Annotated in this window: 15 protein-coding genes; 10 read left to right on the forward strand and 5 right to left on the reverse strand. The window is 39.0% G+C overall.

Going from position 1 to position 14,696, the window contains the following annotated elements:
• Positions 1-203 precede the first annotated feature (203 nt).
• Positions 204-977 carry a thymidylate synthase gene (locus V7O61_RS04970; RefSeq protein WP_407282559.1) on the reverse strand — a complete coding sequence of 258 codons (774 nt, stop codon included), beginning with the start codon at positions 975-977 and terminating at the stop codon, positions 204-206.
• Positions 978-1,082: 105 nt separating this feature from the next.
• Positions 1,083-1,937 (reverse strand): methanogenesis marker protein Mmp4/MtxX, encoded by an 855-nt coding sequence (gene mtxX, locus V7O61_RS04975; RefSeq protein WP_407282558.1) that lies wholly within the window; start codon positions 1,935-1,937, stop codon positions 1,083-1,085.
• Positions 1,938-2,024: 87 nt separating this feature from the next.
• Between mtxX and V7O61_RS04980 the strand changes: the two genes are divergently transcribed.
• From V7O61_RS04980 to V7O61_RS04995, 4 genes are all read left to right on the forward strand, one after another.
• Positions 2,025-3,533 carry a replication factor C large subunit gene (locus tag V7O61_RS04980; protein ID WP_407282557.1) on the forward strand — a complete coding sequence of 503 codons (1,509 nt, stop codon included), beginning with the start codon at positions 2,025-2,027 and terminating at the stop codon, positions 3,531-3,533.
• Between the two features lie 812 nt (positions 3,534-4,345).
• Positions 4,346-4,579: an Lrp/AsnC ligand binding domain-containing protein gene (locus V7O61_RS04985; RefSeq protein ID WP_023844146.1), complete on the forward strand. Its 234-nt coding sequence runs from the start codon at positions 4,346-4,348 to the stop codon at positions 4,577-4,579.
• Positions 4,580-4,754: 175 nt separating this feature from the next.
• Positions 4,755-6,617 carry a DNA topoisomerase VI subunit B gene (locus V7O61_RS04990; protein ID WP_407282556.1) on the forward strand — a complete coding sequence of 621 codons (1,863 nt, stop codon included), beginning with the start codon at positions 4,755-4,757 and terminating at the stop codon, positions 6,615-6,617.
• A gap of 4 nt (positions 6,618-6,621) precedes the next feature.
• Entirely contained in the window at positions 6,622-7,731 is a 1,110-nt protein-coding gene (locus tag V7O61_RS04995) for a DNA topoisomerase IV subunit A (protein WP_407282555.1), read from the forward strand.
• Between the two features lie 50 nt (positions 7,732-7,781).
• Here V7O61_RS04995 and V7O61_RS05000 read toward each other — a convergent pair whose 3' ends face one another.
• Positions 7,782-8,477, reverse strand: coding sequence for a tetratricopeptide repeat protein (locus tag V7O61_RS05000; protein WP_407282554.1), 696 nt, complete (start codon positions 8,475-8,477; stop codon positions 7,782-7,784).
• A 110-nt stretch (positions 8,478-8,587) separates the two neighbouring features.
• On the opposite strand from V7O61_RS05000, the gene V7O61_RS05005 reads away from it, so the two are divergent.
• Positions 8,588-9,679: a mechanosensitive ion channel family protein gene (locus V7O61_RS05005; protein ID WP_023844142.1), complete on the forward strand. Its 1,092-nt coding sequence runs from the start codon at positions 8,588-8,590 to the stop codon at positions 9,677-9,679.
• A gap of 96 nt (positions 9,680-9,775) precedes the next feature.
• Here the strand turns inward: V7O61_RS05005 and cutA are convergent, their stop codons facing one another.
• On the reverse strand, positions 9,776-10,081 hold the full coding sequence (cutA, locus tag V7O61_RS05010; protein WP_023844141.1) for a divalent-cation tolerance protein CutA: 306 nt from the start codon (positions 10,079-10,081) through the stop codon (positions 9,776-9,778).
• Positions 10,082-10,146: 65 nt separating this feature from the next.
• On the opposite strand from cutA, the gene V7O61_RS05015 reads away from it, so the two are divergent.
• The 3 genes from V7O61_RS05015 (at position 10,147) to V7O61_RS05025 (ending at position 11,913) form a co-directional block, all read left to right on the forward strand.
• Entirely contained in the window at positions 10,147-10,674 is a 528-nt protein-coding gene (locus V7O61_RS05015; protein WP_407282553.1) for a DUF6141 family protein, read from the forward strand.
• Positions 10,675-11,039: 365 nt separating this feature from the next.
• Positions 11,040-11,348, forward strand: a complete 309-nt coding sequence (locus V7O61_RS05020) for a hypothetical protein (RefSeq protein ID WP_023844139.1) — start codon at positions 11,040-11,042, stop codon at positions 11,346-11,348.
• Between the two features lie 157 nt (positions 11,349-11,505).
• Positions 11,506-11,913 (forward strand): hypothetical protein, encoded by a 408-nt coding sequence (locus tag V7O61_RS05025; protein WP_048135042.1) that lies wholly within the window; start codon positions 11,506-11,508, stop codon positions 11,911-11,913.
• On the opposite strand, the gene V7O61_RS05030 is transcribed toward V7O61_RS05025, so the two are convergent.
• On the reverse strand, positions 11,906-13,096 hold the full coding sequence (locus V7O61_RS05030) for a hypothetical protein (protein ID WP_407282552.1): 1,191 nt from the start codon (positions 13,094-13,096) through the stop codon (positions 11,906-11,908). The two genes, V7O61_RS05025 and V7O61_RS05030, sit on opposite strands and share 8 nt — an antisense overlap.
• Before the next feature lie 323 nt (positions 13,097-13,419).
• Here V7O61_RS05030 and V7O61_RS05035 point away from each other — a divergent pair, with 323 nt between their 5' ends.
• Together V7O61_RS05035 and V7O61_RS05040 are read left to right on the forward strand one after the other, a co-directional pair.
• Positions 13,420-13,791, forward strand: a complete 372-nt coding sequence (locus V7O61_RS05035; protein WP_023844136.1) for a response regulator — start codon at positions 13,420-13,422, stop codon at positions 13,789-13,791.
• A gap of 35 nt (positions 13,792-13,826) precedes the next feature.
• The gene (locus V7O61_RS05040) at positions 13,827-14,663 is read left to right on the forward strand and encodes a CHASE4 domain-containing protein (protein ID WP_407282551.1); all 837 of its coding nucleotides are present in this window, start codon (positions 13,827-13,829) and stop codon (positions 14,661-14,663) included.
• Positions 14,664-14,696: the final 33 nt, after the last annotated feature.

The following is a 14,696-nucleotide window of genomic DNA, read 5'->3' on the forward strand; positions in this document are numbered from 1 at the left end:
CGGATTAGTGGAATCACATTAATGTATGCATATTTCATACATATATAATTAACTAATATATATTTTAAAAATTATGATTGTTGCTTATTGTGTATGATTGTTATATGAATACGAGATCAAAAGACGTTACACTAAAGCAATGAACATGTTATTGAGATATCAGGATGGATGTTTGATCATTAAAAAAGAATATGAATGTAAGATTACATGGATTTCTTACATTCCGGGCAAGCCTTACCTTTAGTGGTTTGGATGAATGAATGTTTTGGAGTTATGCACTTACATAATGGGCATAATTCATTTGTTTTGAATATTTTTTCCACTGCCTGTAAGTCAGTGTCGTAGATGTGTGTATCCCATCCTGTTGCAATAAGTGATTCGATTTCGATGTCAAGTTCATGTTCTTTGAACACTTTTTTAAATCCTTCGACAATAGCCGGGATGTTTGCCGGGAATCCTCCGAAAGCGTCCCATGATCTGTAAAGAAGGTATATTCTCACCTGCGTGTCATTCAATTGTTCCAGCTTGTAGGCAATCCAGCAGGGCTGGTCTTCAAATTTAGGAATATGTGTTTCATTTTCCCAGAGTACGCCCACATGTCTCCTTGATCCTGGGCGCAGGTTGCTTACATTTGCATTTACACTGTCATATGCTGCCTGTCCGTATCTGAATAACTGTTTGGCATAGCAGTAGTCAAATTTTCTCTTATCATCGTCTTCAAGAGAACTGTACCAGTCTGCGTATTCTTCTGTAAGTTCTTCCTTGTATTTAGCTATAAGATTCTCTCCAAAGGGTACAGCAGGACTAACCTGATTATTGTTCACGTCTTCAATACATATGGTGGCATGAACTCTCTTTGTCATTGTCTTATAGTCCGGCTTATGTTCCTCTCCCTTCTCATAGATCTCGCGGATCAGCTGAGACCATGCAGAAGCAATTGTTTTTCCTTTTATCAGTACAGCTTCCATATCTCTCATTCCCTATGCACTATTAATTGTTGCAATACTATTGCTATGGATTAAAATGAATTTAATAAGTATTTAATAAATTAGATTGTATGCATCCTGTATAAATTATTGTTGTCACTGGTCATTAATATTCGTATTTTCTTTATCAACCAGTGCACTGGCAAGCATTATTGCCTTAGTGTAGTGACCGCCTACTCTGGATGTGTCAACAAATACATAATCATCCATTAGTACCGGTGCTCCAAACCCGTATCCTCCGCCCAGAAATACAAGAGTTCTGAATATCAGGTTTCCTGAAATCCCGTCAGGGGCCAGTATGAAGTTTGCCTCCTTAATTGCATCTTCAATTAGAATAGTATAATGCTTTGCCTCTATTCCCTGTTCTCTTATTCTATTTACAATGAAGTCTCCTTCAGCAAGCGTCTGGTCAACACGGCTGTTACGTCCAAGATCTCCAAGTCTCCCGCCGGAAAGGATTCCTACGACTGGCTCAATGTTGAATCTTCTTATGTACTCCACGCCAAGTTTGATAAAATCAATTTTGTCAGCCAGTTCATTTCCTTCATCTATTCCTACAGGCGCTATGAAAAAAGGTGTTCCTTCATTTGTCTGTAACAATGCGATTCTGTGAAGGTTTTCCTGATTCAGTATCTTTTTGAGGTGTGATAATGTTTGCGATGCTCCTGCCGTACCTCTAACTGCAGCATCCACATATCTGGATTTAAGCAGGTCTCCGATGGTTCTTTCTGGATCGTTTGTTCCAACTATCTCAAGATCGGTTCCTATCTCTTCGATTTCTTTTTTGTTGCCCACCAGCATCACATGTGCGTACCCTGCAACGTGTGCATCCCTGGCACTCTTCAGCATTTTGGGATTTGGGTTGCGTACTCCTATGGCAACTCTTGCCCGATTCTTTAATGCCCTTTTTTCTATAAGGCCCAGGAGATTTTCTGTACTTTTCGATCCCATGGATGATACCTCTACCATCAATAATATCAATCAGAACAACAAAGTGGTGCAAACATTAATTACTTTTCCTGAATATTGGGTAATAACATGAATGTGCAGATGGAATGGGCAGAGAAGTACAGGCCAGTCTCACTGGGCGATGTAGTTGGCCACAAGAAAGTGATAGATGATCTCAGGAACTGGGGAGAGCAGTGGGAATATGGCACTCCTGAAAAAAGAGCAGTAATATTGCACGGTCAGGCCGGTATTGGTAAAACCTCGTCTGCACATGCTCTTGCCAGGGATATGAACTGGGAAGTCATTGAGCTTAATGCCAGTGACCAGAGAACTGCAGGTGTTATTGAAAAGGTTGCAGGTTCTGCATCTACGATGAAAACACTTACAGGTACGTCTGATAAGAGACTCATAATTCTTGATGAAGCTGATAATCTGCACGGTAACAGTGACCGCGGCGGGGCACGTGCAATAGTTGATGTTATAAAGAAAGCCAGTCAGCCTATTATCCTGATAGCCAATGATGTTTACGGTCTTTCATCTACTGTACGTTCTTTATGTCTTGAACTTAAATTTGGATCTGTACAATCCCGTTCTATGGTTCCGGCATTAAAGAAAATTGCATCGCAGGAAGGTATCATGTGCGGTGTGGGTGTTATTGAGAAAATAGCTGAATCTGCGGATGGTGATTTCAGAAGTGCTGTCAATGATCTCCAGGCCATTGCAATGGGGCGTACCGAGATCAATATTGAGGATATTTCCACGTCTGAACGTGATAACAAAGAGTCCATATTCAAAGTGGTTGGAAGGATATTCAAGGGCAAGGATGTTTCCTCTGCACTGGAAGCAACATATAATCTTGATGAAACTCCAGAGGATCTAATTCACTGGGTTGATGAAAATCTTCCATACCAATACACTGGAAAAGGTGAAGAATCTCTCACTCCTGATATTATTGCCGTGTATTCCTATCTTTCCCGCTCGGATCGTTTCCTCGGACGCGTACGCAGGCGCCAGAACTATCGCATGTGGCGTTATGCAGGCATGCTTATGACTGGTGGGACTGTGGTTTCTAAAACCAGGGTGCGTGGAGGTTTTGTAAAATATCAGCCACCATCTTTGTGGCGTAAGATGGGACAAATGCGTTCCAGGCGCAATATGAGGAACAATATTGCTGTTAAAATTGGTTCTCATTGCAATGAATCAATGCGTTATTCACGTCTTGAGGTGGCAGGTATGTATTCACGTCTTATTCAGGAAGATGAATATGCTGCTGATGTTGTGGCTGTTCTTGGGCTGGATATGGATGAAATGCTCCATCTGCTGGGGGCAAAGAAGGTCACAAAAAAGCTTCAGGCATTGTATGATGATGCACAGTATAAGCGTCAGGCTTTCATTCCCACAGATGAACCTGAATTTTTTGTTCAAAAATCTGCACCAAAGAAAGATCCTTCTCAACTTAGTTTTGATAAGTTGCCAGCTTCTAATAATACTTCATTAGATTCTGCTTTTGGGAATGACTCCGCTAAGAAGGATGACGTAACAGCACCGGCCAAAAAGGAAGTCGCAGCAAAACCACAAAAAACATTATTTGATTTCTGAGTTTTTTGGGTTTAATCGTGATTGATTGATTAATTGATTGTATCTTTGATGTTTCGGTTGATTATCATGGGGCTGCGAATTTGCTATCAATTGAATATATTCTATAATATATTCTCTAATATCTATTTACTATTATTCATGTGCAATAATCAACTTTGAATTATCTATTATTATTTCTATATTTATAATTGAATACTATTTTCTGTAAAGTTGGATGGTATCGTTTATTGATTTGTATTTTATAGGCTTCATCTTCTAGAGCTCTAGATGTATTATTCCCTATAAGATAAACGATTGATTTGTAATGTCTGTTTTCAAATGAAATTTGCTGCATGAATGAAATATCATCATTTACTTTTTTTTGGATTGTTGTATTATTCTGTATGAATTGTGCAACATTAAAGAAAAAAGTACTCTGTTATTTTTATAAATCAGCAGTATTCATATGTATGCTTGTTCATACAAATCCGGTCATAATTATTGATTTTTCCCAAATGGTTGGAGGATATTTAAAAACAAAGCCCAAGCTGATTGATTTTTAATATTGTGTATCAGAAAAGTGGAGTGGAGTATGAGCGGGTTGGGGAGTGGGGGTTATTGTCAAAAAGAGGATAACCCGCTCATCAATTTCTAGTATGATATTCTTAGTATATAAAGATTATTCTCATACTCATCATTATGATGAGGTGATTTTTGAAACATGGCTCTTGATGTCGATTATATTTATTAGATATTTTCTTCTTTTCTGAGGCTCAAATGAATTATTGAAAACTTCTAAATACTTTGTATCCTACTTCTGTCTAAGTGATAAAATGGTAATAGGCGTAACTATGGTTAATGTGCTGCCAGGTAGTGAAAGGACAGCTTTTAACGAACTCAACAGAATAGAAGGTATAAAGGACATCTATCACGTTTTTGGAGAATATGACTTTGTTGTGATTATTGAGGTTGATGACCTTGGTAATCTTAACAGCATAGTCGATCTTATACGTGAAACAGAATCAGTAACCGCAACCCAGACAATTGTGGGTGCAGAGCTGAAATAGATTTCACTTCACTTTTAATTTATATGCAATCACTGTAAGTAGCATAATTTGCTCAAAACCTGGGATCATGGAAAAGACGTATCCATGATCCTGAAAAAACATTTTTATATATTCGTGGTTATTGTTTTCTGGTCACAAGGGATAGTGACCAATAACGGACGAGGAAGATACTTTTATGGATAATCCAATTGCAGAAGAACTTGCCAAAAACCAGAAATCAATAAGCGTTGCAGAGTTCTTTGAAAAGAACAGGCAAATTCTGGGTTTTGATTCAGCCCCGCGCAGTCTAATAACAACGGTCAAGGAAGCAGTGGATAACTCCCTTGATGCATGTGAGGAATCAGAAATACTTCCTGACATTTTCCTTCATATAGAACGCTCGGGCAAAGACAACGTGGTAATCATCGTGGAAGACAACGGGCCTGGTATCATCAAAGAGCAGATTCCAAAGGTCTTTGCAAAACTCCTCTACGGCTCAAGGTTCCATGCTCTAAAACAAAGTCGTGGACAGCAGGGTATAGGTATATCGGCATCGGTGCTTTATTCACAACTGACATCAGGTCACCATACAAAGATTACGTCTAAAATAGGTCATGGAAAACCTGCACACTATTACGAGTTAATGATAAACACCAGTACCAACGATCCTGAGATTATCAGGGATGATGTGGTAGACTGGGACAGGCCACATGGTACTCGCATTGAAATGGAAATGGAAGCTTCCTATGTAAAGGGAAGACGCCAGTCCATCTATGAGTATCTGAAAGCCACTGCAATCGTAAATCCTCATGCAAGAATTACCCTGATTGAACCGGATGGAAACCAGGAAACTTTTGAAAGGGCCACGGACAAACTTCCGGTTCCTGCAAAAGAGATACTGCCTCATCCGCATGGTATTGAGCTTGGTACTCTGATGAAAATGCTGAGGTATACTGAAAGACAGAAGCTTTCCCCCTTCCTGCGTTACTCATTCTCAAAGATTGGTCATCTTGCCGCAGAAGAAATATGCAAGGCCTCAGGACTTGACCCGGAACTTGATCCGCATGAGATGACAAGGGACCAGTCCCGTAAATTGCTGGATGCATTCTCCAGGGTAAAGATAATGGCTCCACCTACAGATTGTCTTTCTCCTATTGGTGAGGAACTTATCTACAAAGGACTTGAGAAGGAGTTCAGTGTTGATTTCATAGCCACAACCACCAGAACCGCATCTGTATTCTCAGGTAATCCTTTTATTGTTGAAGTTGGTATCGCCTTTGGTGGTGAACTCCAAAAAGAAGACCGTGTGGATATCATGCGCTTTGCCAACAGGGTTCCGCTCCTGTATCAGCAAGGTGGATGTGTTATTACTCATGCGATTGAGTCTGTTAAGTGGAAGCAGTATGGTCTGAGCCAGCCAGGCGGAGGACTTCCAACAGGTCCTGTGGTTATTTTAGTTCACGTAGCATCAACCAATGTTCCTTTCACTTCCGAATCCAAGGATGCTGTGGCAGAAATTCCTGAAATAAGGGATGAGATAGAGCTTGCCATTAAGGAAGTAGCCAGAAAGATGAACAGGTATCTTAACAAACGTAATGATCTCAAAAAGAGGCGTGAAAAAGAGGTTATTATCACAAAGGTGCTGCCAAAAATGGCCAGCAAACTTGCTGAAACTCTTGAACGCGATGTTCCTGACATAAATCCTGTGGTTGCAAAGGTCATGGGTAATCTTCTTGTAGACAGGATAGTGGAACCTGATGGTAATGGTGGTGCAAAGATATCTATCAGGGCTAAGAATTACACCAGTAAAAAACAAAATTTTAATGTACATGATATGGTGCCTTTTGAAATCGAAAATGCAGTGCCGCAGCCCAAGGTGATAAGCATGGGTAGTGATTTTGATTATATATGGAAGCTAAGTGTTTCACCAGGTGCGTCTAAAGTCCTCAGTTACTCTGTAGCAACACTCAGTGAAGCTGAGATAGCAAAATTACCCACTTTGATAGTGGAGGGTCTTGATGAAGAAGTTGTTACCGGTGCAAAAGCTATCAGGGGGTAAATAAATGGCAGATAATCTTTCTACGCAGAAAAAAGAACATGATGAGATTGCAAGCGGCCGTTTACTCGGTCTTGCAGGTGAACTGTATGATCAATTTACTGATGAGGTAGTTCCGAGTGTATCTCTTCCCAGTCGTACAAAAGCCAACATAGAATACAGTGAAGATAGTGATGTATGGGTTTATGGTGACAGGGAAACCGAAAGAAGCGCAAAGACTGTAAAAGGTGCTTTCCAGTTATTGAAAACCAGTCATGTTATAGATTTTCTGGTAAAAAACCACCTGGGGCAGAACAGGGGATCTACTTTAAGAGAGTTGTATTATATCTCAGAGAACTGGGATATAGCAAAATTCCGTGAACAGCCTGAAAGTGACAGGCTCATCGAAGATCTTGAGATAATTTCCGGTCTTCAGAGGGAATATTTCCACATGCGCCCTGAAGAAGATGGTGCAACAATGTTCGGCCCCATACGCCTGCGTGAAGAAACTAAGCGTGGCGACCGTGTGATTCATTGTCAGGAAGACATAGGTGAAAGTGGTTATCAGATTCCGTTCAACGTTGAAAATATCGAATTCCTTGATACGGATGCAAAATTCATCATTGCCGTTGAGACTGGTGGTATGTATGCCAGGCTTATTGAGAATGGTTTTGATGAAAGAAATGATGCCATTCTTGTGCACCTGAAAGGGCAACCTGCACGTTCCACGCGTCGTATCATCAAGAGGATGAATGAGGAGATGAATATTCCTGTAGTAGTCTTTACTGATGGTGACCCATGGTCATATCGTATCTTTGCATCGGTGGCTTATGGTGCTATTAAAAGTGCTCATCTTTCAGAGCATATGGCAACACCGGGTGCTCAGTTTGTTGGTGTTCAACCTTCTGATATTGTGGAATATGAACTGTCCACTGATAAGCTTACAGACAAGGACGTTGCAGCCCTGAGAAGTGAGCTTACAGATCCAAGGTTTGCCAGCGATTACTGGAAAGAGCAGATAAGTCTCCAGCTTGAAATTAACAAAAAAGCCGAACAGCAGGCCTTTGCAGGAAAAGGTCTGGATTTTGTGACGGACAGGTATCTTCCTGAGCGTCTGACAGATCTGGGTGTCCTATGATACCCTTTTCAATTTCTTTTTGTTTTTTATTTTCTATTTTTTATCCATTCTTATTCTGGCCTGAAGTTCCTGCATATGGCATTTAGAGAAATCGACATTGCTTTAGTGTCCTTGTGCTGGCAGAGTTCATTTTTATGGTATCGGCATGTTCCACAGCAATATGCTCTTCTGTTGAGTTTGTCCTGAATAATCTTTTCCTTTACAAGATCTTCCCCGAATCCTTTGTAGTATTTTATATCCTTCTGGCTGCATTTCATTTCATATGCAAGCAGTGTACTTACTGCAGGAGGTTCCCATTGGACGTAAACCTGGTTAACAGCAAGTTTCTCTATTGGAATCTGAGTTTCTTTACGTGGTTTTATTTCTTCTTTTCCTTCAACAATTAGTGTAAGGTTTTCGACATGCAGTTTAATCTTATCATTGTCTGGCTGCTGTTTCAGTGCCCTGTTCATAAAAGTAAGTGCAGCCTCAAAACGTTCCATTTTCTTTAATGCCAGGGCTTTGTTATAAAGAGCAGGAAGATACCTGGACATGTTGTACTGTTTGAGTATTTTATCATAACACTCAATAGCTTCGTGAAATTTCCCTTTCTTATACAGTAGCATGCCCTTGTTGTTGAGTGCCACCGGGTTTTTCGGATCAAGCTCAAGTGCCAGACCAAAATAATGTAGTTTCTTTTCAGGGTCCTTCTCACTAAGCCCTTTCTCTATCCACGTGACTGCGACATCAGAATTGCGTTCTTTCATTATCCGCATTATTTGCAGTTCCCTATATTATCCTTCTTGCTGGTATTCCACTCTCTAAACCTGTTGTATGTTTAAAAAAGTTTATATATATTTTATTCAAACCAAGCAGCATGTTTCTGAACAACACAATCCCTGTTTACATTAATCAATTCGTGCAGTCACAATCCGGTATTTTTGGTTCGGATATTGCGGCTGCAACAATTGTAATAGTTGCATCTGTAATACTGGCTTTTATTGCAGATCTTTTATTTGAAAAGGTCTTCCTTCATTACGCTGCAAAGACTAGTTATGATTGTGACGACCTCATTGTTGATGCTCTTAAAAAACCGATATTCTATACAGTTGCATTTGTGGGAGCTTTCATAGCTGCAGAAATTGTGCTCCCTGGAAATGCCGCCATAGAAATTATTATGGGTCTTCTGCTAACAGTCCTGGGTATTTTATGGATTTTTGCCCTGCTAAAAATAGATAAAATACTCTTCAAGTATGTATTCTCTCATCTTGTCAGAAAAACAGACACCAGGATGGATGATGAGCTTCTTCCCCTATTCAAGAATATACTTGATGTGCTAATTGTCTTCTTCGGAGTCCTTGCAATATTGAAAGGTGTGTGGGATGCGGACATTCTTCCACTTTTTGCATCAGCAGGTATTGTGGGTCTGGCAGTTGCTTTTGCAGCACAGGATACAATTTCCCAGTTTTTCGGTGGTCTTTCAATTTACTTTGACCAGCCATTCAAGCCCGGGGACAGGATAGAAATTGATGACGGTGAGATAGGCATAGTACAGGAAATAGGTATACGCAGTACCAGAATCAAGAACCTCTATAACAACATGATTGTAATCCCTAACAACATAATTGCCAACAGCAAAATAACAAATTACACTTCTCCTGAAGAGACAATGATGGTCAAAGTGACAATAGGTGTTGCTTATGGTTCTGATGTAGAGAAAGTCAGGGAAATTCTGACTGGCATTGCAAAAGATGTCAATTTTGTGCTGGATGATCCTGCACCTTATGTCAGGTTCGATAATCACGGCGATTTCAGCCTGGACTTTGCCATGATAATGTGGGTAACTCATCCCGGAGAAAAATTTACTGTAATAAACGAAGTCAACACTAAAATCAATGCTGAATTTGAAAAAGAAGGTATTGAGATTCCATTCCCTGTAAGGACTATCATCCAACAGAAAACGGAATAAAAAGAACTTAGTTTTTTGAATTGATGCAGTTTCTCTGCATTGATTCATTTTCATGTATTTTGTTTTTCATATTTTCCATTTTTTTCTTTAATCGTCTTACACAACGCTCTCGGATATCCATCTCAGGTATTCAGCTTCCCCGTTTATTTTCCATGAGATGATTGCAGGAAGTTCATAGCTATGCAGCTTTCTGATATGGTTGGTTATATCCTGTGTTTTTGAAGTTAAAGTCTTTATTGAGAGTGCAAACTCCATATCCTCTTCAACGTTGTCTTCCCATGCATAAACAGAATCAATGGCGTGTATATTGACACAGGCCGCAAGTTTGTTTTCCACAAGTTCCCTGGCAATATTTTTTGCTTCCTCTTTGCTTGAAGTTGTGGTGTAGATGATAGAATACATTTTGCTCTCCTCACGGGTCAGAATATTAACAATGATTATATATTTTCAGTTTCTTATTTTTGTTGATGACTTACGATGGTTCTGCAGACTCTGTCATATTCAGGGAAGTACAGAAATTCAGGCAAATATGGTTACTGGCATTATTACTTGTGACCACGGGGATGACATGGTACGGCGCTATAGAACAGCTTGTGTATGGCCGCCCTTTTGGCAGCAATCCTGCATCTGATGAAGGAATGATAGCAATCCTTATTGGTATGGGAATTATTTTCCCTATTTTCATGCTGTCCATCCGTCTTGTGGTTGTTGTGCGCAACAGCGGTCTTTACGTGAAGTTTTTCCCATTCCATCTTTCATTCAGGCATTTTCCTTTTAGCGATATACTGTCCGCTGAAGCTGTGAGATATAGACCACTCAGGGATTATGGTGGGTGGGGTATAAGGTATGGTCGAAACGGCAAAGCCTACAATATAAGTGGTAACAAGGGTCTGATGATTGAATTTAGAAATGGGAAGCGCCTTATGCTTGGGTCCCGGGAACCAGAAGTCCTGAAAATGTCTATAGAACAGGGTCACAACCGCAAGACCTACTGATTTTCTTTTTTCATACTAGTATGTTTTTGCATTATTGCCAATTCAACTGATGTTAGTTGAACTTTGAGTTTATGATTACATATTCATACTCTTATTCTTGAAATGTATGACTGTTCATACTTATGTATGGCTTACAAATTAGGACTAATCATGTGTAATCATTTTATGTTTTTTTCTTATGGTTTATTTAAGTGCGCGCTATTTGATATTTCAAATTTGAAATATACAACAAAACGTATAGTTAGAATAATTCGGTTTTTGATTGTATTATTCACGTTGTAACTTTCAGACTATTCCAACAGAGCTATGTATATTTGCATTAGCCGTAACAAATTACTTTTATTGCATATGGTTTATTCATATTCATGGACAACACTCTCACAGAGCTGACAGAAAGGGATCTGGAACATTTTACTCCTCCTGTTTTAATGCAGGACATAATTGCTGTTTTTATTGCTTATGACATTAGTTTTATACGGAATTTTAGTTCTGATCTGTATTATGTGGAAATGGTTGACGGTGAACCTCTTGTGCCCCTTAATCCAATGGGATCCTATCCGCCGGGTATAGAAAAATTATTTGATATAATGACAAGGGAAAGAATAAGTATGCTCAGTTACAGGGATGAGAAACTCTGGTGCTCATATTTCCTGATAAATAGTGAAGACCTTTAATTATCAGAATTTAGCTAATGTTCTTATATACTTTAGAGATAGTTTTCAGGAATTATATTTTTCTGTTTATATGTTGCTAACATGTCATTAAATAAGTAACATTGTTACTTCCATACTCTTTTATATTATGGATGTCAATACATTACACAGTGTGGGTATGAATTTATTATATGACGTTAGAGACTGGTTCTACGAATGTGACAGGTTCCTGTTCCTGGCGGAAGTTCATTATCAGAGAGAAAATGTAAATCCGTCTGAGCACAGGTTTAATGAAGAGCTCACAAGCTCCAGGCTGGATGCCATACTCTGTAATTTAAAGAACCTGAGTAAAGAAAATGACTACTGTGTAGACAGTAATGAATGCGTATCAAAAGATGAAATTTTAATGCTGAAGAAGACACTTGACAACATATCATCCGGTAACTGGAATGATATGGACGCTGAATGTGTAGCAAAATCAAAGGCCATTGTTCATAAACTTGCAAAAGCAGTGAATGCAGATATTATAAAAACGAATGACATGAGAGGGTGCCCTTCAATATACGATGCCTGTAGAATTATTTGAAACTGCATTTTCTTTCATTTCGTATCTTTGTTGATGATGTACCGTCATCATTGTAGCAATCATAGGAGACTATATCGCAGATATCCGGGATATCAATCTCAATGCAGATTTGCGCATCCTTTCTCCTGAAAACCAGGAACCTTATATTATACTTCCTGAAATGATCGATAAGACTCTGCATGTCTTCACCTTCTCTGTAATAATTGACATTAAAGAGCCTGTTCAGGGTGTCAGTCCCTATTAAAAAAACAGAATCCGGGAACAGAATAGCCTTATCAGCAAAAAGTGGAGAGTTACTCAGATATATATTTCCTGCCGACCCCTTTCCCATATCCTGTATACAAACCCTGACAGAATCCACTCTTTCCTTCAGGGATATGTAGTCAATAGGTGGCTTGTCAACATTGGCAAGGGATATTTCAAAATCCACAGGCATGCCATATTTTTCAGAAGCTATCATTGCCATTTCAATATGGTTCTTGTGGCATGGGTTAAAAGAACCTGACATAATAATGCATGGCTTGTTGGAATTTTTTCCCAGATTTACTTTTTGTGGTGAATTCTTCCCGGAATTAATACTTTCCAGTGTATTTAGAAACAGCTCTGAGGTCTCACCATCGGCTTCAGTTTCTTTATCGATAATAAGTGTTCTATCTTTCGTATTATCTTCCATGTTGGCGTCTTTTGCATATTTTTCCGGTTTACACAGGGATGCTATTCTGTTTAAGATGAAATTTGCTGTAATACTTTCCTCTTCTTCCCTGCTTCCTTTCTTTTCAAAAGAAACACCTGATACAGTAGTTTTGTAGTATGACTGACTTGCAAAATATACTTCATGTTGCCTGCCTTCACGTTCATCTCCCTGCTTTACAAGTTTACATGTGACGCCAATTCCTATCAGGTTCAATGGTTCTGCTTTTTCAGTTCTGGAATCCAGCAGCAATGCACGGCGATATGCTGACATTGCCATATCCTTTGCGGTTTCAGCAGAAACATAACTATCCGGTTTTTTCCCTATCAGTTCATGTAAAGATTCCTTACTGTAAGGCACAATGGCTTCAAGAAGAGTGTCCGAACCTCTGCCATGGCGTAGAAGTTCTCCGATAGCTTCAGTTCCTCCTCCGGTTATTGCAAGCACCATCCTGAAAGGTGACTGGTGTATGTCCGTAATTTTATCTTTCATTCAGTATGCCTCAATTGATCTTTAACCTGGATATGAATTAGCTCTTGTATGGTTCTTATGTAAAACTCCGTCATTGCTGATTAATTTTCTCACCATCCAGTTCTGTTATTTTTTGTAAGAAATAGTTCAACATTTGGAAAATGTTAATTGTGAATATTGGTGTGCGATATGCTTTTATAGAGTAACCAACTACATAATATTATCATCCATTTATTATATTTATCACCCGTATCAGATCCTAAATACATTTCAATATTCTCCCTGAATATTGCTGATGTTTTAAGATTAAAAGCAAAGCGGGAGCTAATATTTCGAGGGAAAAAATGTGCAACATACTTGTAATTGAGGACAATCCTGTAAACATGGAACTCACTGTGGATCTGCTGGAGTCCTATGGATATGAAGTAACTCCTGCAGAGGATGGGTTCATAGCCCTGGAAAAGGTAAAAGAGAAAGAGTTTGACCTGATCCTTCTGGACATTCAGTTGCCTAAAATGGACGGACTTGAAGTTCTTTCACGATTAAAGGAAGATGAAGCTACAAAAGATATTCCGGTAATAGCTTTGACTGCACATTCCATGCGCGGTGACGATGAGCGTTTTATTGCTGCCGGATGCATCGATTACATTTCCAAACCAATAGATATCCACAGTTTTAAGGAAAAGATCCAATATCACCTTGAAACTTCAAACTGATCCTCTTTTTGCGTAATAGTTCTTGAGGTTGAGCCATGAAATTACGCTCTAAGACATTGATAATTTTCAGTTTGACTCTATTTTTCCTGATTCTTACTTTGTATATCAGTGCAGGTTCGATTATTTTCCATAGTTTTGACGATCTTGAACGTCAGACTGTTACGGATGACATGGATAAAGCTACAGAGTTTTTTGAACAGGCAAGTTTTAACCTTGAAATGCTGACTCAGGGAATGGCTTCTAGTGTGGCTACAAGTGAATTCATGTCAACAAATGATTCTACTTATGTCGAGTCTAATCTGGAAAATGAAGACATGAAAGCAATGCATCTTAATATGATAGTCTTTCTTGATAATTCCAACAATATTGTTTTCAAAAAAACATATGATTCTTATCAGGAAACAGAAACCGAATTTTCCTCAGAATTGCTTTCAATACTTTCGGGGGAAAATCCCTTATTACCATCAGAATCTAACAACTATGCTCCCTCTGGTATTATAATATTGCCTGAAGGTCCTCTTATTTTTTCATCACGTCCTATCAAGGATTCATTAAGTAATTCCAGTTCCATGGGTACGCTTATAACCGGATATTATTTTACTCCTGAAATGGCCGACTTCTTTACAGATGTACACAATACTCCATTGAACTATAAAGTCCTGCAAGGTTCCAGTTTAGATGAAAGTACTCTTAATAAAATAGCTTTGTCAACAACTACTCCTGAAAAGATTCACATCGAACCAATTAGCGAGAATACTGTTCTTGGATATACTGTGATTAATGACATTTATGGGGAACCCGCCCTTCTTCTTGAAATATCCAGTCCGCGGCTCTGTAGAAAACCTACTTCGGATTTTATTTTAGCATACTAATTTAAAAATAATAAATCCCCTGAGTATTACTTA

The organism is Methanolobus sp. WCC1 (genome assembly GCF_045690315.1).
GTDB classification, from domain to species: domain Archaea; phylum Halobacteriota; class Methanosarcinia; order Methanosarcinales; family Methanosarcinaceae; genus Methanolobus; species Methanolobus tindarius.

Coding starts and splice junctions, on each gene's coding strand:
- V7O61_RS04970 (WP_407282559.1), bottom strand. CDS start 977: ATGAGAGATATGGAAGCTGTACTGATAAAAGGAAAAACAATTGCTTCT.
- mtxX (WP_407282558.1), bottom strand. CDS start 1,937: ATGGGATCGAAAAGTACAGAAAATCTCCTGGGCCTTATAGAAAAAAGG.
- V7O61_RS04980 (WP_407282557.1), top strand. CDS start 2,025: ATGAATGTGCAGATGGAATGGGCAGAGAAGTACAGGCCAGTCTCACTG.
- V7O61_RS04985 (WP_023844146.1), top strand. CDS start 4,346: ATGGTAATAGGCGTAACTATGGTTAATGTGCTGCCAGGTAGTGAAAGG.
- V7O61_RS04990 (WP_407282556.1), top strand. CDS start 4,755: ATGGATAATCCAATTGCAGAAGAACTTGCCAAAAACCAGAAATCAATA.
- V7O61_RS04995 (WP_407282555.1), top strand. CDS start 6,622: ATGGCAGATAATCTTTCTACGCAGAAAAAAGAACATGATGAGATTGCA.
- V7O61_RS05000 (WP_407282554.1), bottom strand. CDS start 8,477: ATGAAAGAACGCAATTCTGATGTCGCAGTCACGTGGATAGAGAAAGGG.
- V7O61_RS05005 (WP_023844142.1), top strand. CDS start 8,588: ATGTTTCTGAACAACACAATCCCTGTTTACATTAATCAATTCGTGCAG.
- cutA (WP_023844141.1), bottom strand. CDS start 10,081: ATGTATTCTATCATCTACACCACAACTTCAAGCAAAGAGGAAGCAAAA.
- V7O61_RS05015 (WP_407282553.1), top strand. CDS start 10,147: ATGACTTACGATGGTTCTGCAGACTCTGTCATATTCAGGGAAGTACAG.
- V7O61_RS05020 (WP_023844139.1), top strand. CDS start 11,040: ATGGACAACACTCTCACAGAGCTGACAGAAAGGGATCTGGAACATTTT.
- V7O61_RS05025 (WP_048135042.1), top strand. CDS start 11,506: ATGAATTTATTATATGACGTTAGAGACTGGTTCTACGAATGTGACAGG.
- V7O61_RS05030 (WP_407282552.1), bottom strand. CDS start 13,096: ATGAAAGATAAAATTACGGACATACACCAGTCACCTTTCAGGATGGTG.
- V7O61_RS05035 (WP_023844136.1), top strand. CDS start 13,420: ATGTGCAACATACTTGTAATTGAGGACAATCCTGTAAACATGGAACTC.
- V7O61_RS05040 (WP_407282551.1), top strand. CDS start 13,827: ATGAAATTACGCTCTAAGACATTGATAATTTTCAGTTTGACTCTATTT.